At 35.0% G+C, this 19,646-nt stretch carries 13 protein-coding genes and 2 pseudogenes; 8 read left to right on the forward strand and 7 right to left on the reverse strand.

From position 1 onward, the window contains the following. Window positions 1–494 precede the first annotated feature (494 nt). The 5 genes from BUA16_RS02650 to BUA16_RS02675 form a co-directional block, all read right to left on the reverse strand. Window positions 495–1,775, reverse strand: coding sequence for a DUF4374 domain-containing protein (locus tag BUA16_RS02650; RefSeq protein ID WP_072763102.1), 1,281 nt, complete (start codon window positions 1,773–1,775; stop codon window positions 495–497). A gap of 56 nt (window positions 1,776–1,831) precedes the next feature. Beyond that, entirely contained in the window at window positions 1,832–4,207 is a 2,376-nt protein-coding gene (locus BUA16_RS02655; RefSeq protein WP_072763103.1) for a TonB-dependent receptor, read from the reverse strand. Between the two features lie 157 nt (window positions 4,208–4,364). Next, entirely contained in the window at window positions 4,365–6,014 is a 1,650-nt protein-coding gene (locus tag BUA16_RS02660) for a PepSY-associated TM helix domain-containing protein (protein WP_072763104.1), read from the reverse strand. 4 nt (window positions 6,015–6,018) lie between these two features. Then, window positions 6,019–6,312: a hypothetical protein gene (locus tag BUA16_RS02665; RefSeq protein ID WP_072763105.1), complete on the reverse strand. Its 294-nt coding sequence runs from the start codon at window positions 6,310–6,312 to the stop codon at window positions 6,019–6,021. A 384-nt stretch (window positions 6,313–6,696) separates the two neighbouring features. Further along, complete coding sequence (locus BUA16_RS02675; RefSeq protein WP_143150440.1) at window positions 6,697–7,407, reverse strand: hypothetical protein; 711 nt, start codon at window positions 7,405–7,407, stop codon at window positions 6,697–6,699. Between the two features lie 268 nt (window positions 7,408–7,675). Here BUA16_RS02675 and BUA16_RS02680 point away from each other — a divergent pair, with 268 nt between their 5' ends. After that, window positions 7,676–8,686, forward strand: coding sequence for a helix-turn-helix domain-containing protein (locus BUA16_RS02680; RefSeq protein WP_072763108.1), 1,011 nt, complete (start codon window positions 7,676–7,678; stop codon window positions 8,684–8,686). A 151-nt stretch (window positions 8,687–8,837) separates the two neighbouring features. Continuing rightward, window positions 8,838–8,921, forward strand: a pseudogene (locus tag BUA16_RS19165) (hypothetical protein); the annotation flags it as partial. Here the strand turns inward: BUA16_RS19165 and BUA16_RS19120 are convergent. Then, window positions 8,901–9,257, reverse strand: coding sequence for a hypothetical protein (locus BUA16_RS19120; RefSeq protein ID WP_317045380.1), 357 nt, complete (start codon window positions 9,255–9,257; stop codon window positions 8,901–8,903). The pseudogene BUA16_RS19165 and the gene BUA16_RS19120 sit on opposite strands and share 21 nt — an antisense overlap. A gap of 201 nt (window positions 9,258–9,458) precedes the next feature. Here BUA16_RS19120 and BUA16_RS18915 point away from each other — a divergent pair. Continuing rightward, window positions 9,459–10,063, forward strand: a pseudogene (locus BUA16_RS18915) (N-acetylmuramoyl-L-alanine amidase family protein). A gap of 148 nt (window positions 10,064–10,211) precedes the next feature. Here the strand turns inward: BUA16_RS18915 and BUA16_RS02700 are convergent. Beyond that, window positions 10,212–10,808, reverse strand: coding sequence for an RNA polymerase sigma factor (locus BUA16_RS02700; RefSeq protein WP_072763111.1), 597 nt, complete (start codon window positions 10,806–10,808; stop codon window positions 10,212–10,214). Window positions 10,809–10,912: 104 nt separating this feature from the next. On the opposite strand from BUA16_RS02700, the gene BUA16_RS02705 reads away from it, so the two are divergent. From BUA16_RS02705 to BUA16_RS02725, 5 genes are all read left to right on the forward strand, one after another. Continuing rightward, on the forward strand, window positions 10,913–12,061 hold the full coding sequence (locus BUA16_RS02705) for a FecR family protein (protein ID WP_072763112.1): 1,149 nt from the start codon (window positions 10,913–10,915) through the stop codon (window positions 12,059–12,061). A gap of 152 nt (window positions 12,062–12,213) precedes the next feature. Continuing rightward, complete coding sequence (locus BUA16_RS02710) at window positions 12,214–15,699, forward strand: TonB-dependent receptor (protein ID WP_072763113.1); 3,486 nt, start codon at window positions 12,214–12,216, stop codon at window positions 15,697–15,699. 11 nt (window positions 15,700–15,710) lie between these two features. After that, a complete protein-coding gene (locus tag BUA16_RS02715; RefSeq protein ID WP_072763114.1) occupies window positions 15,711–17,459 on the forward strand; it encodes a RagB/SusD family nutrient uptake outer membrane protein in 1,749 nt (582 codons plus the stop codon). Between the two features lie 380 nt (window positions 17,460–17,839). Then, a complete protein-coding gene (locus BUA16_RS02720; protein WP_072763115.1) occupies window positions 17,840–18,226 on the forward strand; it encodes an alcohol dehydrogenase catalytic domain-containing protein in 387 nt (128 codons plus the stop codon). A 122-nt stretch (window positions 18,227–18,348) separates the two neighbouring features. Then, window positions 18,349–19,299: an alkaline phosphatase family protein gene (locus tag BUA16_RS02725; RefSeq protein WP_072763116.1), complete on the forward strand. Its 951-nt coding sequence runs from the start codon at window positions 18,349–18,351 to the stop codon at window positions 19,297–19,299. Window positions 19,300–19,646: the final 347 nt, after the last annotated feature.

The raw sequence follows: 19,646 nt of genomic DNA on the forward strand, positions 1-19,646 counted from the left end.
TTAAACTTACTTAAAAATTCATCAATAATTTTATGCGATGTCCAACTTATGTTTTGTCCATTTTCTAAATAAAAAGGCTACGTATAAAAGGTCTTCCAAGCGGTTTAGTTCGGATGTATTTACCTTTACGCAAAAATATAACAAGGGACTTGGACAGCATTTCTTTTTGTATTTTTATCCAACGCACTCATCGCAATTACAAGGTTTTGAACCTTGCTAAACTATGGTCAAAAATCACCTCAAATCCTCTTTAGTCATAAATATACCGACTGTATCGATTACTATTTGTAGAATACATTTTCGATTAGGGGCATTATTTAGCCTGTAAAATGCCCCGTAGTCAATTGCGTAGATCAAGTTCATATAATCCAAATCTTCATCTACATATTCTATGTCCTAAAAATAAAGACTGCCACATCGTGGGCGAATGAGTGTGTCCTTCCAGTATTAATTTTATTCCCAATCTTTTTTAAAAACATAGAAAATGGATATCATTATTCTACAGTAACCTCAATTTTACTAATTGCAGTAATTTTACCTCCTTCTACTTCTAGCCCTTGAGTTGCTGTTGCATCTGCAACAACAATATTATAGATATAGCTCCCCGTTTTAGTAGTTACACCTACATAAGCAGTTTTGCCATCATCGGACACATAATTATTTCTAGCTGTAATATCTATAATATTTTCATATAAAGGCATTCCAGTAACAGCCATATAAGATTTTGTGTATACATTAACAATTGCCAATTCTTTACCAGAACTCCAAAAACCTTTCTCTGAAACATTTAAAAGGGTAACTAAAAAATTGCCATTGCCCAAATACATATTTGCCGTTATATATTTCCCTCCTGATACTTCCTCTATATCAAAAAAATATGTAGAATCAAATTCTGTAGTACCACTTTTTATGCGGGTAATAGCTGAGGGCTTTGTTGAAGAAAACTCACTCTCTCCTTCTTCATTTATTGTCGTTGCAATTGAAGAAGAAAAAGCATAGGCATCGCCCTTTTCATCAACAGAAAGACCGTTTGTAAAATAACGTCCAATAGCACTTGTTCTACTGTCTGTAATTGTTTTTTCATACTTCATTTCCGGATAGGAATAGACAGCTATGTTTGCTTCATCGGGATAGTTGGTTCCATACCTGTCATCAGATGTACCCTTTATGGTAGCGTATGGTAAATAAACCTTGTTTCCGACCTGGGTAATCCAAGAAAAAAAAGCCATTTCTCCATTATCTTTATCTGCTAAATCTTGAACATTTATTTGTCCTTCAGCAACAAACTGTAGTAAATCAGTATCTAAACGATACCAACTTGCTATTGGGTTGTCTAAACTTCTAGCTGTTTTAATTAATAAAATATCATTGTCGACCGCCGCGAAGGCCTGTACGGTCTCCGATTGAAAGTCGGATAATTTTTCTAGTTCTCCTTCCGTATTAAGTTCATAGGTTGTAACAGCACCAGGGTTACCCTGTCCGTATAACAGGCTAAAGAACTTATTGTTATTTTGTACGTAATATCGATAAGTACCGTCTTGTTCTATTCCATTTCCCACGGTAGATATTTTCCCTTCTTTAAGGTCATCTACTGTCAAAATATAATCTGCCACGCCTTCTGAGGCAGTTGGTGTTGCGGTAATAATGTATTTTGAACTTGGCGTTTCTTCTCCAATAGGCTCTGTTGGTGTACCAGTTGGATTGTCATCATTGCTACATGATGCCATCAATGAAATAGCTGCAAATAAATTTAAATAAAGGTGTGTATTTTTCATAAAAAATATAATTTATTGATTAAAAAATGTACTTGTTTTTAGTATTTGTCTTGTAATTAGAAAAATGTATATTTTATTTTACCGGTAAAGCTTCGCCCCGGTTTTTGAAGACTAAAATTGTCATAAAGGGTTTTGTTTAGCATGTTTCTGCATTCTAGTGTTACCTGAAGATTTTTGGTAAATGAATAGGTTAAATTGATGTCATGTGAGATTTGTTCCGGGACATCTAACTTGCTGCTGCCCAAACTTGGCCAATACAAGTAAAAAGCGTGCACATATAAGGCATTATACCCGATGCTTAGTTGATGTTCTCTGTTCCAAAGGTTTGGGAATGTATAGCTTACATCAGCATTTCCGTATAAATATGGCATATTTGGGATACGGTCTTTATAAACGACACTTACCGTTGTTTGCCCATCTTCATACTTTGTATTATTGCGCAAATTTTGATAGGTCATGTTAGTGCCCATGGATAAACGGTTGTTAAATTGGTATCTAATTTCCCCTTCAATGCCTAAACTGGTAACACTACCCAAATTATCCATAATTTGCATGGTTTGGTTTGCATCAAGTCTGGGACGGATAAAATCTATAGCCTTTCTGAAAAAACCACTTGCATTAAAATTAAACTGATGGTTTTTTTTTGGATACCACCAAAAACTAGTGCCTAAATTATAATTGTCACTACTTTCAGGCTTTAAGTCTAAATTGCCACGAAGGTTTATAACATCCCCAAAAAGCTCATCAGATCCTGGTAATCTATAGCTTTTTTCATAGGAAATCTTCAACTGTAAATTTTCGTTCATAAAATGTGTAACGGCCAAACCATAACCTGTAGATTTAAATTTGTTTGTCTGGTTCCTATAGGCCACGTCGCCATAATTCCCTGTTGGGTTATAGGGTTGAGCAAATTTATTTTTCTGACCATATTGTTTTAAGAAAAGAGAGGCGTTCCAATTTTTGTTTTTATAATCATACCCTAATCCTATAATGTTTTTTTGCGTTTTTTTTGGTTGTTCGTAGGTCTCATTATCGTGGTCTAACTCGTTATGCCCAACTCTATCAAAGGTGTTAAAGGTATTGCTCAGTACCACATTGTGATGTTCGCTAATTTTATAGCTCAAATTGGCTGTAGAAACACCTGCATTGTTTTTATAGTTGTAGCGGGAATAGGACCGTTCCCCACCGGGGGTATCATATTCTTTATAGTCGCCAAACCAATTGTAGCGTCTATTGATCGTATCTATATTTTTTTCTTGACCCAAATTGAGATTTGCATTAAACCTAAAATCCAAACCGTTAATGAAAAGATCGTCTTTTTTATACTTTACACTTGGCATGATAATAGTACCTTTTCTATGCCAAGTTCCAAAAACACTTACTATACGTGCACCAGTCTGTATTTCTCTGTAATTTTGTCCCAATGTAATACCAAATAGCAGTTGATCGGCAAAGCTTTTGTTTACCACGCCCATATTAAAAAGTACAGATTCGTTGTGGTACGTGTCATGGAAACGTTTTACGGTTTGATCGGGAAAATATTCCCCTGTAGTAAGATCCGCAACATCCACATTCACTTTATAATTATTGTCGGAATAATTTTGAAAGGCATTTATTTGAGCCGTAAATCCAGATTTGCCAACGTAAATTGCGTTTATAGAAGATCGGTGTGTATTAAAAGAACCATAGGAATATGAAGCTTCTAAATGATTTTTCTTATAGGTATTTGTGATAATATTAATTGCCCCCCCTAGAGCATCAGAACCTAAACCGATAGGGACAACCCCTTTATAAACCTCTATGCGCTCTGCTAGGCTTATGGGAATATTGTTGATCTGAAAGGAAGAACCAAAATTATCCATAGGCACCCCATCAATAAAAAATCGTATTTGGTTTCCTTTAAACCCATTAAGTGAAAAACTCATTTGTGAGCCCACGCCACCACTTTCTCGTACACGAACTCCTGAGACACGATCTAAAGCGTGCCCAAGATCTAATGATGTATTGTGTAGTTTTTTAGCGTCTACCACACTTACGTTATAGGCGCGTTCCTTTACTTGTTGAACGACACTCTTTCCCGTTACAATGACCTCTTCAAGATCAACATTGTTCTCTTCTATGGAAATATTAACTGTATATGAAGAGCCCTTTTTCAAGCTCAGTTTATGTAAAACGGTCGTATATCCCAAATATGAAACTTGCAATACGTGTTCCCCATAAAACTCCCCAATCAACTCAAATGAACCATCTGCTTCGGTTATTGCACCGGTGTTCGTACTCTGTAGCAGTACCGTAGCACCAAAAACAGAACTGCCGTCTACCTCTGTAATTAATCCCGATATTTTTGTTTTTAAAGATTGACCTGTTGCCTTTGATGAAAACAAAAAACAAACAAGAATGAATAACGGAGGAACATATTTTTTTAGGAACATATTTTATGAATACTTGGTTAGTAGTGAGAAATCTTTTTCTGTTCTAAATATTTATATTTAGAATTATTCTAAATAACATTAAGGTGCAAAAGTACCTTGAATAGCATTGAAATATTGTACGCTAAGCGGATAAAAATGTACGTAAAACGGATTTTTACTAAGGAACTTGGACTTTCGAGCTTTTTGTTGACTTCAGTCCTTTTTTTCGGGAATTTTCCATCAATTTATTGTTCAGGCGGTTTTTTCTTAGCTTCATCAAAACAGCAAAAGCAGTTAGAGACAAGGCAACCCAGAATGAATCCACCACAAATATTTGGCTATACCCTTTGGACCATGAAACCCATAGCCAATTGCCAGTAACAAGACCATTGGTTATAGGAACAAACAGCCCCAATAGCCCACCAAGCAGTAAACTTACCGTATTGGTATACCGATCGTTCCTTTTGAAGAGAAAGAGGATGATAAAGGCCAACCACCCCCAAAAGAAAACCTTATAGAGGAAAGTCATTCGTGAAGGATCAGTCCCAGTCGTAAAGAGCTTCATTGCTATAAATGCTATTGCAGTTATAGGATAAAGACTAAGGCAAATGGCCATGTACGCATGTACGAGCCATTTATTAAAGCGTTGCTTTGCTATGGAAACGGACTTATTTTTACGTGCCACAAGCCAAATTAAAACTCCTGAAAGGATGACAAAGCAAGTTATAAAACCAAGTATAAGATATACCAGTTTTATACCGTAACCGCCAAAATCGCCATAGTGTAGCCTTCTTAATAAATTGGGAGCACCTTCTGCGTAAGAAATATTGTTATATGGATCCTTTTGGTTTACCAGCTTACCATCACGAACACGATAGGTTAAATATCCTGTGCCCAATAATTTTTCGGAATATAAAGGCGATCCCGATACTTTTATATGCATATTGGTATCTCCGTAATTAAAAACCTGCAATCCGTTCAATTGTAACTCAGGCCAACGAACTAAAATACTATCTACAAACTGGGCGATGTTTGTTTCTTTGTCCAACCTATTTCCGTCAAACTTATATTCCACAGCCTTATCGTATTCCATTGCCTGTTGTAGTTTTTTACCGTCGCCCTCGAACATAATAGCCTCAACGGGTGGTAGCATAATGGTGTACCCTATGATAAGATAGGCGCCGGTAAGGGCGAAGACAAATTGATACGGCAAACCTATCATCCCTAGAGCTATATGGGCATCCGTCCAAATAGTTTTCCATTTTGCCTTTGGCCGGAATACGTAAAATCCTTGAATAATTTTCTTCCAATGGATTATGACTCCCGTAACCACGGCAAAGAGAAAGAAGAATGCCACTAATCCTGCCAAGAAATACCCAGAGCGCCCAACAAGGTTTAGCTGAGCAAAAAAATGTAAGCGATAAAAAAACTCTCCTAATGAATAGTTGGAGGCATAATCGTTTTTTTGAAAACTATCCATGTCCAAATAAAAGAAATTACCTCTACGACCTTTGTGGGGCGTATCTTTTATAGTGGAGTCTTTTGATTGTGTCACCGAAGCCCCCACCCGTCGTTCAAAATAACGATGCGAGAAACTAATATCACGCCCATAGAGGTCTTGCTCTTTGCTCAGTGCTTTTAGCGCGCCATCAAAATCCGCTTGGTTAAAATAGTCCTTTCTTATGGGCTCGTTTCGTTCCCAAGCATTGATCTCATCACGGAGAAAGGAAATAGAACCCGTAAAGAAAATTACATATAGTGCCGCGCTAATGATGATACCACTTATGGTGTGTGTATGAAAAATGATATTATAAGTCCGTTGTGCCATATTTTTATTTAAAAAGGGTTGGATTCAAATAAATAAGTATTCCCATTATAAAGGTCAACAAGAGGTAAATACACCAAGTTTTCCAACCGTTTTTTGCTAAAAAAGCTAAAATGAGCAGGGCCAACCAAAGTGCGAAACCGACAAATTGAAGGGTAATAATGGCATTGACAGGGTTCCACCACTGTATCAATAGCATATGAAATGTTTGGGTTACCAAATATCCACCTATGAAACCGGCCGATATCTTTGCAAAACGCTGCCAAGGAGATTTTGTCAAATGTTTTCTGTTTGCCGGCATCTTAGGTCTGATTTATTTCAATTAAAAACAAGACCAAGGCCAAGATTACAGTTCGCTTCAGGGTAAAAAAATGTAATGGTGAAACCAAAACTATTAAACTTCCAAAAGTCATTAGTATGACCGAATATGATAAAAGTCCGGAAGTCCACCCTAAACAGTAAACAGTACAGGTTAGTCCTAACAGTAGGAGCAGTAAACCGCTAATTTTTGTTCTTTTTGGTTTTTGTTTTGCCCATACAAGCAGAAAATCATTTGTCAATTGTGCCCTTTTGGAGGTCAGGTAATTGAGATAAAAACCTATAAAGGTGAAGCAAATTGCTAAGGTTACCATTGTATTTTACTTGTTTTTCTTAGACTATTGAAAGAGGGGGGCGTTTATCGATCTTATTCGGGTAGGTCTACCAATAAAGTAATTACCCTTATTTTTTTAGTAATGTCGTTATTTGAAACTTCTTCTGTTTTAAAGCCTTCTAAAAAATATACACCCGGCCATTTTGCATCAAAAGTGCTCATACCATGTTCATTGGTCTCTATAGCTTTTTGCCAACCATTTGGTGCAAATACGGTCACTTTATTTTTTGCAATTGGTTCGTTTCCGTCGTGAACAAAAATTGAAACTTCTGATTGTTTTCCTTTTTTGGCAATTTTGTAATCTATGAAAAGTTCATCTTTAGTGAAGTTGGTATCAAAACTGGATGGCGATTTTAGCGTACCTACCTTGACCGAGGCAGAAGCATTGAATTGATATTGAGTATCACCCACTAGTTGAGCTACATTATGGCTAATAGACAGCTTATAGTCCCCAATGACTAGAGGCGTAAAAGAAGAAGAAAAAGAATCTTCATCTTTTTTTACATCCAATTGCTTACGCGTACCATTGGGTAGAGTTAACCATAATGTGAAATTTGAGGTGTCTGACCACCAATTAACAATGATCTCACGTTCGTCATTAGGTTCAGCATAAAAAATGGTTATTTCATGTTCTTTATTAACTTCTGCTTGGGCCTTAGTTTGTATCCAAAGAGCATGTGCAAAAAGATTTTGACCCCAAGTTAAAAACAACGCGAAGAATACTATCCGATTTATTGATGACATATTTAAAAAATTATTTAGATTGAATATAAATAGATTGCGAATGTAGTACGCCATTCGCATGAAAATAGTACGTCAAACGGATAAAATTATACGCGAAACGGAATTTCTTAAATTCCTTTTTAGATATGTTAATACGGGTTACAGAGCATATTCAATGTGTCCGAGCACTTTAAGCCTATTTTGTAGAAATAATCTCAAATACTCCATTTATTTGTATTTAGACTAAATATAAATAAAATTATATATTTGCTTCTACCATAATGAGAGTATGAAGCATATTGACCATAAACATACAATTAAGAAAGACCTAAAAAACCATATTTCTGTGATATCGGGCAGAACGACCGAGAGTCATTTTAAACAGGGAGAACAGACTAAAAAAAATGATGAATCAGATGTCTTTGATATAAATTCCAAAATTGTTTATGAAGATTTTCTGTTGAATTTTAAAGAAATAATATTTGATTATTTTAAGATTGCTTCAGGAATTCTAACATCAACTAAAGACGTTCATGTAGATTGCACTTTTATTGGCGAAACGGTACAAATGGTATTTCTACTTAAAGGTAATTATACTATAGAAATTTTAGGTAAATCTAGCTCATTTACTGCACATGAATGTAATATCTTTTTTGGTATTGAAACTGAGTGTAAAGCCCTTATTTCTAAAGGAGAACACCATATTTTTTTAATAGATATTCAAAAAGAATTCTTTATCAAATTTTTTCCAAAACACGAAAAATTTATTGATTTCAGACAGCAAATTGAGAACTATGAAAATGGTTATATCAGAAAACAAAATTTGCCAATTACCTCTGAAATGTTAACCCTAATTAACTTGATCATAGATTGTAAATGGAAGGGGCATTTTCGTAAAATATATGTACACTCTAAGGTTATGGAGCTTTTGTTTTTACAGCTCAACATATTAAGCTTGGATCTAAAACCGAATGAGCCCGTAACTCCTTGTAACATAGTTAAGATGGAAATAGCTTTAAATTACCTATCTAAGAACTATAGGAATCCTGGAACCTTAAAAGAGCTATCAAAAAAAATAGGAACTAATGAGTTTTTGTTGAAACGGGATTTTAAAATCCTTTTCGGTACTACCGTTTTTGGATATGTATCTGAAGTACGTATGAAAAAAGCCAAAGAACTACTTTTAAAAAGTAAATATTCCATTAGTCAAATTTCAGATGAAGTAGGCTATAAAAATCCACAACACTTCTCGACTGCCTTCAAACGCAAATTCGGAATTTGTCCAAGTAGTATACGGTAAAGATCAACTGTAAATCTAAGAATTGCTTTTTGGTGGTCAAGTAAAATATGAAGAATAACATAAATATTATAATTATGTGCCATAAAACAAAGGTCTTGAACCAAACCAAAAAAGGATCCTAGTATCATGTTCAACATGCAAATTATTTCATTTGACATTCTGTCATTTTTACCTTGAATTTTCGAGGGAGGAGTTATCCCATTTTGGTAATTTCCTAAAGCAAATTAAACCAGGTTATTGGGACACCAAATATTGCAGTTGCACCATGAAAAGAAAAACACTCATTTCCACTGTATCCATCCCACGAACCACCTCGTGTATGACAGATTAATCCTTCTAAGTTCTTCTTTCTGTAGTAGGTTTTTCTCTTTTTAAGATCTGCGTTTTCTCCAAAGAAATGCCCAGCGTTGAACAAGAACCCTATAATGAAAATGACTCCTAGGATAATTGGAAAGATGGTTCTGATGGTGTCGGAAACATCGTTTACAGAATCTTCTATGCCCCCAATCTGAGCAAAAGACGGTGCCGTTGCCAAGAGCAACAGTACAATTGATTTGCTAATCTTTTTCATGATTATGTGGTTTTGAAGCCGACCCTATAGTATGGGAAGGACGACTTATGGATTATTGTTTATGGAATTTCTAAAGGATCGGCTTGAATGATGGGAATCGAATAAATTTTAATATTCTAAAGTGTTAAAAATTAACATATTGGAAGTGAATTGTAGAAATCGATGAATATTGTGCAACACGCATTAAATATTCACCGAGTTATGAAGCGGTTTTTGACGATTTGTTTTTGCTTTGGATTGTTCCTTGGTTGGAGCTTTGCTATTGGACAAGAAAAAAATGGTCCAATAATAATCTTGGACCCTGGACATGGGGGATTAGATTATGGGGCGGTAGGGGTGAATGGGGTAAGGGAAAAGGATATTGTTCTTGCAGTAGGGAAGGAGGTTCTACGCTTGAACAAGGAGCTATATGGCAATCAACTTAATATATATTTAACTAGGTATTCTGACACCTTAATTTGGTTAGGCCATCGGGCTAAATTAGCAAAAGCTTTACGGGCAAATCTTTTTGTATCTATCCACTGTAATCAGGCAACGAGGAAAAAGCACAAGGTGTTGAAGTCTTTATACAATATCCCCACATAAAAATGGATACCAAACTTCTATTACATTCGGAAAATTTGGCGAGAACAATTTTATTGGAGTTCGACAACTCCTTGGGCTTTAAAATCAGGGGTAGAAAGTATGCCAATTTTCAAGTTCTCAGGGATACCCAATTTACATGTCCGGCCGTTCTTTTGGAAGTTGGATTTTTGTCCAATCGAGTATTTCTGGGTATGACATGGCTATCCTTCAAGCTTTGGTAGAGGTTGTTGGTAAGTCTTAGGAAGGGTGAAATTTAAAAATAAATCATTCTTAGGTGATGATTTATTTCGACACATAAATTAAACTTACAGGTTTTACGGGATAATGGCGATTAGACAGAGTTTAATTTATAGATCCTTATAATTATCCTTACGCAAATTTTTTACTTTTCATACCAAAGATCAACATCATTACCAACTCGTACTTTTTGCCTAATTTTTCTCGTAGAATTCCAAATGCCTTTGTTATTTGATTTTCGACAGTTTTACTGGAAATGACTAAATATTCTGCAATTTCAATATTATCCAATCCTTCCTTCTTGCTTAAAAGAAATATCTGTTTGCATTTTGGAGGAAGTTCATTTATTGCTTCCATTACCTTGTTCATTATTTTTTCAGTTCCTTCAGTCTCTGGCTCCAACTCAAATTGTAAAAGGGTGTCCATATACAATTTCTCTAACGCTAATAAGGATTTAGCACTTCTGTATTGATCTATAAATTCATTGTAGACAGCACGGTACATAAACCCCTTGATTGAAAAATTATTCCTTAGACTTTTTCTTTTTACCCAGATTTTTACAAAGACATTCTGTACAATATCCTGGGCCTTTATGGGATCGTTTATCAAACTGTTAGCATAAACACAAAGCCTGTGGTTATAGTTTTCCACTAAAAAGGAAAAAGCCCTTTGATTGCCTTTTTCCAGCTGTTCAATTAAAACTGAATTGACGCTAAAATCCCACTTCATAAACAAACTTTAAAAAATATAAATATTCAAATATGTGATTTTTTTTTCAGAAATAATAGGGGATAGCAAAAATAGCTCCGTATTGTTTGTAGAATTAATGAATTATGAAGCTTAATCATATTGACCACTTAATAGTGAAGTATCTAAATCATTCTATTAATAAAGATGAATTGGATGAGTTGAATTCTTTATTGGAACAACCGGAAAACAAGGAGATTTTTAAAGATTATGCAAAAATAAATTATTCAATAGATTATAAATTGAGGAATTATAGGGCGGAAAATGTTAAAAAATATTTACAGGATAGAATAAGGAAAGATAATAATGTTTTTTCTAGAGGAAGATTTTTAAGGGTTTCTAAATATGCTGCAATATTAGTATTAGCAGTCGGTACTTTATTAATTTTTCAAAAGGATAATGCTATACAAACCACTTCAGAGCCGTTTCATAAGGAACATAAGATAACCCTAGAGATGGAAAACGGACGATCCGTTATCCTACAAGAAGAGGCTACCCAAGATATTATTTCAGAAAAAGGGGAAGTTATTGGAAAGCAAATAAAACAGGGCATTCAATTTAAGGATGCTGAACTTTCAGAACTGGTTTACAATACACTCAAGGTGCCTTATGGTAAAAAGTTTCAAGTGACCCTTTCCGATGGAACAAAAGTATTTTTAAACTCGGGTTCAAGTATGAAATTCCCAGTAAAATTTATAAAAGGTGCTAACCGAACAGTTTTTTTGACGGGAGAAGCATTTTTTGAAGTGGCAAAAAATAAGGACCCCTTCATTGTAAGTGCCAATAATGCTAAAATTAGGGCGCTGGGAACTGCATTTAACGTGAGTGCATACCCTGGAGAAAAAGATGTTAGTACCGTTTTGGTTGAGGGATCGGTGGGTATTTACCGATATAAAGAGCAGTTTTCAAAGGAGCATTCAACTGTTTTAGAGCCAGATCATATGGCAATATGGAACAAGGAGAAAAAGGAGGTCATTGTAAAAGTTGTTGATGTAGAAATGTACACCGCCTGGGTGTCAGGAAAGATGATTTTTCGAAATACTCCCTTTAAAATCATTCGCAAAAAATTGGAAAGGCATTACAATATCCAAATTATTAATAATAACCGAGAACTTGATGAGAAAGTCTATAATGCTGTCTTTGATGTTGAGACGATAAGAGAGGTTATGCAAACTTTGGATGAAAGCTTTAGTATTAAATACACAATCGAGAATAATAAAATAATTATTGAATAACCTTAAAACCAACGAAATGAAGAACTGAAAAGAAATGAGTATCGATCATGAAACTATTTAATTTTTAAGAAACCGGGAAACGCTTGGAACATTCCCCGGAAAATTAAATAGTTAAAAGAACTAAATTTTTAACCAAAAAATCAAACAAAGGTATGAAAAAACTATTAAAACAGGAGTGTCATTCTATTGGCATTCCTAAATTCAACTTAAAGGTGAAATTAACGACATTTTTATTTTTGGTTGTATTGATGCAGAGCCAAGCAAATTCGTATTCACAAAATACCAAAATATCATTGAACCTCAATGATGTTACTATTCAAAGTGTTTTGGATGAAATTGAATCTAAAACAAAATTTAAATTTTTCGTAGATACCGATATTATTGATCTAGCGAAAAAAGTTTCTGTAACTGAAAAGGAAAAGCGAATTTCTAACGTTTTGGAAAAATTATTTGAAGGTACCAATATTGTTTTTAAGGTCGTTGGGAAACAAATTGTTTTAAAGCCTGATCCTTCAAAAATAATTACTCCTCAAATACCAAATAATTCTAAATCCGAAATAGAATTGCCACAGAAAACTATTTCTGGTACGGTAACGGATGAAGAAAATATTCCATTATCTGGGGCTTCGATTGTAATTAAGGGTAGTACTACTGGTGTAGCTGCCGATTTTGATGGAAATTTTAGTATTCAGGCATCAATGGGTGATATCCTTGATGTATCTTATATTGGTTATAACTCAAAGGAGGTAAAAGTCACTAATCAAACAGAATTGACAATTGTTCTTACTGCTTCGAATGAATTAGATGAAGTCGTCGTGGTAGGTTATGGATCTAAAAAGCGTACTGATATTACTGGATCTATCGCTAGTGTTTCTGTGGAAAAAGAAATCGGGAAACGTCCTGTAGCTAATATTAATCAAATGTTACAAGGTAATGTAGCTAACTTTAATGTTTCAGTGGGTAGTAATGGAGGTGAGCCTGGTGCTGCAGTTAACCTTAATATAAGGGGATCTGGGACATTAACAGGAAACGGAGGGCAACCATATGTGCTTCTTGACGGATTACCAATAGATGTATCTGATATGAATGCCATTAATCCTTATGATGTTGAAGATGTTACAGTATTAAAGGATGCGGCAGCAGCAGCTATTTATGGTTCTAGGGGAGCTTTTGGTGTTATATTAATTACAACCAAAAAGGGTAAGAAAGGAAAAGTTCAGGTAGAGTATTCTAATAATGTTGCTACCTCAAAGCCTACAAACCTTCCTAAAATAGCGAATAGTATTGAATGGGCTAAGGCGTATAATGATGGTGCGTCAAATGATGGATCAGCACCTGTGTTTACTGAAGATGAATTACAGGATATATTGGACTATAGAGCAGGTGTACTTACAGTTGATACAGCACCAGCTGTTGGTTCTGATAGCTGGAGAACTTATCATGATGGCTTCGCAGATTATAATTGGTATGATGTTATTTTTAAGGATAGTGCACCTAGGCAACAACATAGACTTAGTATTAGTGGAGGTGGAGAAAAATCAAAGTTTTATGTTTCGGGAAATTATTTTGAACAATTAGGCAATATGAATTTTGCAAATGAGCAATATGGCCGTTATAACTTTACTTTTAACTTTGAAACAGAAGCTACTGATTGGTTAAAATTTGATATATCAACAAAATATTCTTTAGAAGAACAGCGACTTCCAAGTGGTGGATTTGCAGGTTTTAACAAAGATGTTCTTTACCACCAAATTGCAAGAATGTGGCCAATGATGCCTTTATATTATCCTGATGACCCCGATAGAATCCTGAATTTAGATATTTTACGCATAAGGGATTCCGGACATGATATTGATATTACAGGAAATACAATTTTACAAGGCGGGGTAGAAATAGAACCAATAGAAAATTGGATAACAAGAGTGCGATATAACTATAGTGTACGAAACTTTAAGAATGAAAGACTGGAATTAAGAAATTTTATTGTCCAACCAAGTGGAAGACAACAAAATATAGGACATAGTTTAGATGAAATTAGTCGATTCTTCTCTGAAAGAAAAACACAAGTTTTAAATGCTACATCAAACTATAAATTGGCTGTCGAAAATCATAATATTGATGTATTAGTTGGTGCAGAATCCAGATTGACAGAAAATATTGGTCTTTTTGGTAGAGGAAGTCAACTAATTACCACTAATGTGCCCACTCTTTCAACGGTTGTTGGTGATGAGGTAGCCTCTGATAACCTTAGCCATTTTGCTACTCGTGGTTTTTTCACAAGTATATCATACAACTATGATGAGAAGTATTTTGTTGAAGGGAAAATCAGAATTGATGAAAGTTCATATTTTAGTGAAGGAAAGCGAAAAGGTGCGTTTCCCGGAATTTCAGCAGGATATATAATTTCTAATGAAGATTTTTGGTCTCCGTTAAAAAATACAGTAAACTATTTAAAACTAAGAGGATCATGGGGGCAATTAGGGAATCATGACCCTGATTTGGCTAATCGGTTTGTAGAGTTGATGGGTACAGGACTGTCTTCTTATCTTATTAATGGCGTTAGGCCAAATATAGTTACCGCACCAGGACTTATAAGTCCGGATTTAACATGGGAGACAGTGACTTCTTATAATTTTGGATTTGATGCGGCGTTATTTAATAATAAATTAAACCTTAGTCTAGAAGGGTTTAATAGAACTACTTCAGATATGATTGGTCCTGCTCTGGCATTACCTACTGCATTGGGTACCGCTGCTCCTGTTGAAAATAATGCTGAACTGGAAACCAAAGGTTGGGAGTTCTCAGCAAAATACCAAGATAACGTAGGAGATTTTACATATGGCATTGGTGTAAATATTGGTGATAACCAATCTAAAGTAACTAAATATACTAACCCTACGGGGATTTTAAGCACTTGGTACGAAGGTAGAAAGCTTGGTGAGATATGGGGGTTTGAAACAGTCGGGATATTTCAATCTCAGGAAGAAGCTGATAATGCACCTGATCAATCAAGATATTGGTCGTCATGGGGGGCTGGAGATATCCAATATGCCGATTTAGATGGTAATGGAGCTATAGAACCGGGAGCCAATACTTTAGAAGATCATGGAGATTTAAAGATTATAGGTAACTCAACACCAAGATATAACTACGGTGTTAATTTATCGGCAGGATATAAAGGTTTTGATTTGTCCGTATTGATTCAAGGTGTGGCCAAACGCGATATTATGTTTAGTAATAACACCAATTTATTTTGGGGCTACAGGGGTAGTTTTTGGCAAAACAGTATTACAAAAGCGTCTTTGGATTATTGGACTCCTGAAAATACGGATGCATATTTTCCAAAACCTTATATAAATAGTCAACATAGTAAAAATACCAGAGCTCAAACTAGATATTTGCAGGACGCTTCTTATACTAGAATTAAAAATATACAATTGTCCTATAGTTTTCCTAGCAGTATAACTTCTAAAATGGGATTGTCTAAATTTCAATTGTTCTTTAGTGGTGATAATCTTGTTACATGGACTAAACTAAATGAAAACTTTGACCCGGAAGCTACTGCTGGAGGTTTTGGTGGTGGAAAAGTATACCCACTTCAAAAAGTATTGTCTTTAGGAGTTAATATAGGAATTTAAAAAAAAACGTTATGAAAACAATAAAATTATTAGTCATTATTCTTTCTGCTACAATTTTTGGTTGCAGTGAGGAGTTTTTGGATCGTCCGGATTTGGACAGTATTAGTACAGATAGTTTTTGGAAAACTCCCAATGACTTGAATTTGTACATTACTCAATATTATACCGTATTTCCGGGTTGGGGTCCCAACCAGTATAGTGGTGGCATTTATTGGGAAGATTCTAATTCAGATAATATAGCACCAAATAATGTGAATTCACGTTTGGCTGGTTTCAATACCCTTGAGTCGAGTAATGGTAGTTGGAGTTTTAGCAGTGTTAGAACTATTAATATTTTTTTAAGCAAATATCAAGAGGTTCTTGATAACGGACATACAATGGACGACATAGCACAGTATGTCGGTGAAGGTCATTTCTTTAGGGCCTATTTTTATTATGATTTGCTAAGGAACTATGGAGATGTTCCTTGGTTTGGTGCATCTTTAGTGCCATCATCTGAAGAATTATATGCAGCGAGAGATCCGAGAAATGTTGTTGTGGATAATATTTTGGCCGATTTAGATAAAGCTATTGCTAATTTACCCTCAGGTCGTCAAAGTAATGGGAACCGTTTGTGTAAAGAGATAGCACTTTTATTCAAAGCTAGGGTAGCACTTTATGAAGGAACTTGGGAGAAGTATCATGCAGGCACACCTTTTACACCTGAGGACTCCAACCCTAATAAATATCTAAGTATTGCTCAGAATACAGCCGAATTGCTTATAAATGAGCCAGCGGATTTTGGGATTGCAAATAGTGGTAATCCATCATTCGATTATAGTACGTTGTTTAACCAAACAGATTATTCGAGCAATCCAGAAGTACTTATGTGGAGGAATTTTGATGTCAGTCAGGGTGTAGCTCATAATGGTCAGCGATATTTACCGAGAATTGGGGGAGGTCGAGGATTAACAAAAGAACTATTAGATCAATATTTATGTTCTGATGGGTTGCCAATTGGTTTAAGTCCTCTTTACCAAGGTGATCAAGGCTTAGAAAACCTTTCGACTAATCGGGATCCTCGTTTAAGTGAAACTGTGTTTTTGCCAGGTGACCCAATGCGCATTGATGCTACTGGTGCAGTTACTGAAACTTTTGAGAAGGCGCCATTAGGAGAAAGTGGAGATACTAATTGTCCTACTGGCTATATGATTTTCAAGGGTTCAAATTCAGATATTGTACATTTTCAAACACATTCGGGAACTACCTCTTCTCCTATATTTAGATTTGCAGAAGTTTTATTAATCTTGGCGGAAGCTAAAGCAGAACTGGGAACTATTACACAAAGTGATGTTGATAAAACAATCAATGTGCTTAGAGATAGAGCAGGAATGCCGGATTTAAATATTGAAAGTATTACGATAGATCCAAATTGGCAGTTCCCAAGTTTAAGCCCTTTGATTAATGAGATTAGAAGAGAACGACATATAGAACTTGCAGCCGAAGGTTATAGATTTGATGATATTTTGAGATGGGCAGCAGCAGATGAACTTATTGTTGGCAAAAGATTAAAAGGAATATTTTTTCAACAATCTGTGTTCCCTGATTTGGTGGTTGGAACAGATGTATTATTAGATGCAGATGGATATGTTGATTTATATCAAATGCAAGTTCCAAACGGCAATCAATTTGATGTGAACAGAGACTATTTGCTCCCCATTCCGCAAGAGCAATTAACTATTAATCCTAACCTTACTCAAAATCCAGGCTGGAATTTGTAGCTTTTCCTTAAAAAGTAGTAATGGGTTAATATGCTCATTACTGCTTTTTACTTGCCTATCAAATATTTTACATAGTACTAAAGAAGGGAAGTAAACATTTTTTATTAATCGTATTAAATCACTATCGTTTATTTGCTATAGATTTATTTTTGATTAATAGTGTAAAAATATTTTGTAGGTTGATTGTTAAGGGTTATCTGTTACGCGGAATTTTATTATAGCAAGGTATTTTAGGGTAATAATAATGGGGATAAGGTTTTAATGAAAAAGTTAAGTGAAATTAGGTCTTCCAAGTTAGGCTTTTTTTCATCCCATATCAGGATGATGGGGCAGAATCTAATTATCATGATTAGAATTATTAAAATTTATTTTGTTTATACGTGTCAAAACTAGAATACACCCAAGTTCAAAATCAAATATTTGAACAAAGCCATAAGCCTTTTCAGGTAGAAACCAGAGAGCTTCATTATGATTTAGAGGCTGGTGAGGCTTTAGTTAAAATTTTATTACCTACTATTTGTGGATCCGAGATCCATTCCATTAAAGGTAGATGTCAGGAAGACACTCCCAGTATTTTGGGGTATGGAGCCGTTGGTGATATTGTAGTGGTTAATTCTCGAGAAGGTTTTAAGGTTGGAGATCGGGTCACGTATACTATTGCAGATACTTATGGGCAGTGTCCACCATGTACAGAGTTAGGTTACAAAAAAAGTGAGAAAGTCTTTTTAAATATAGTTATGCTTCCTTTCATCAAGGCAGTGGGTTAAATGGATGCTATGCTTCAAATATTCTTATTAGTAAAGGTAACCTACATGGTTAATTGACTATTTGGCTGATCAGGCCTGAATCTATAAACTAGTTAAAATTAAATTATAATTAATATATAAAGATGAAAAAAAATATTAAAAATGTAACTAATGTTCTATCATTGTTTTGTTTGTTATTACTGTCAAGTTGTAGTGATAGACCCGATGAAATAAAATTAAAGGCTATTTCCAATCGTATTGTAATTATAGGTTTGGACGGGTTCAGTGTTCAGGGCTATAAAACGGCAGAAACACCTAACCTAGATCGTTTGTTCCAGGACGGAGTTTTATCCTTGACAACTAGAAATGTTATGCCTTCAGTCACTCTTCCAAATTGGACCTCACATTTAACAGGAAGTGGACCAGAACAGCATGGTGTTTTGAACAATGGTTGGAGATTGGATAATATAAAACTCCCTGCTATTGAGAAAGACCAGGATGGTTATTACCCCTCAGTTTTTAAATTGTTGAAAGATAGTATTCCGGGCATGCAAACGGCTTTTTATTATAATTGGAAGGAGTTGATAAATTCGATGAATCCAAAATATTTTGACGAATATGGGTTTGAAGAGAATGATGGGTATTTGAAAAATTACTCTAAGGCATTTAAGTTTATCAAAGAGAATAAAGACAAACCAACCTTGGTTTTCTTATACTCCGTACATACAGATCATGCGGGGCATGATTATGGTTGGATGTCTCCGGAATATATTAATTCTATAGAGGAAGTTGACGTACAAATTGGCAAATTTATGGATAAGATGGAGGAAGAAGGGCTTTATGATGAGACCAATTTTATGTTCTTCACAGACCATGGGGGAGATCCTGCAAAAGGACATGGTGGACTGACCCAGCAAGAATTGGAAGTGCCATGGGCAATTACTGGGCCTGGTATTCGAAAGGGAAAACTAACGGAACCTAATAACTCTGTTAACACTGCAACCACAATCGCTCATATGTTTGGTATAGAAAACATTCCGCTATCATGGACAGGAGAGGTTCCAATGTCTATTTTCGAGAGAACTGAAGAATAAAATCTAATTAAGTTTTTTTAATATGCCTGTTTATTTTGGTCGCTGTCAGAACTGTTTCGTTAAATTTTTGGATCCGTTTTAAACACGAATAGGCTTGACCTTGATATGGTTTTGCTCAGTAGAGTTAAAGAAAAGTATTGGTTAGAGGTTTGGGGAGTGTGAAAAAGGTATAAAAGTTTATCTAGATGGAGTTAAATTCTTTTTATAAATTTTATGGAAGAGTTGAGCTATTTCTATTTTAGGTTCAGGTATAAATTCTTGTTAGAATGTTTTTAACTTGAAGCATTAGGAAAAAAATAAAAGGGTTTGGTTGTATATATATTATTAATAAAATGAATGAAATAGAG

It is taken from the genome of Arenibacter nanhaiticus, assembly GCF_900141935.1.
GTDB classification, from domain to species: domain Bacteria; phylum Bacteroidota; class Bacteroidia; order Flavobacteriales; family Flavobacteriaceae; genus Arenibacter; species Arenibacter nanhaiticus.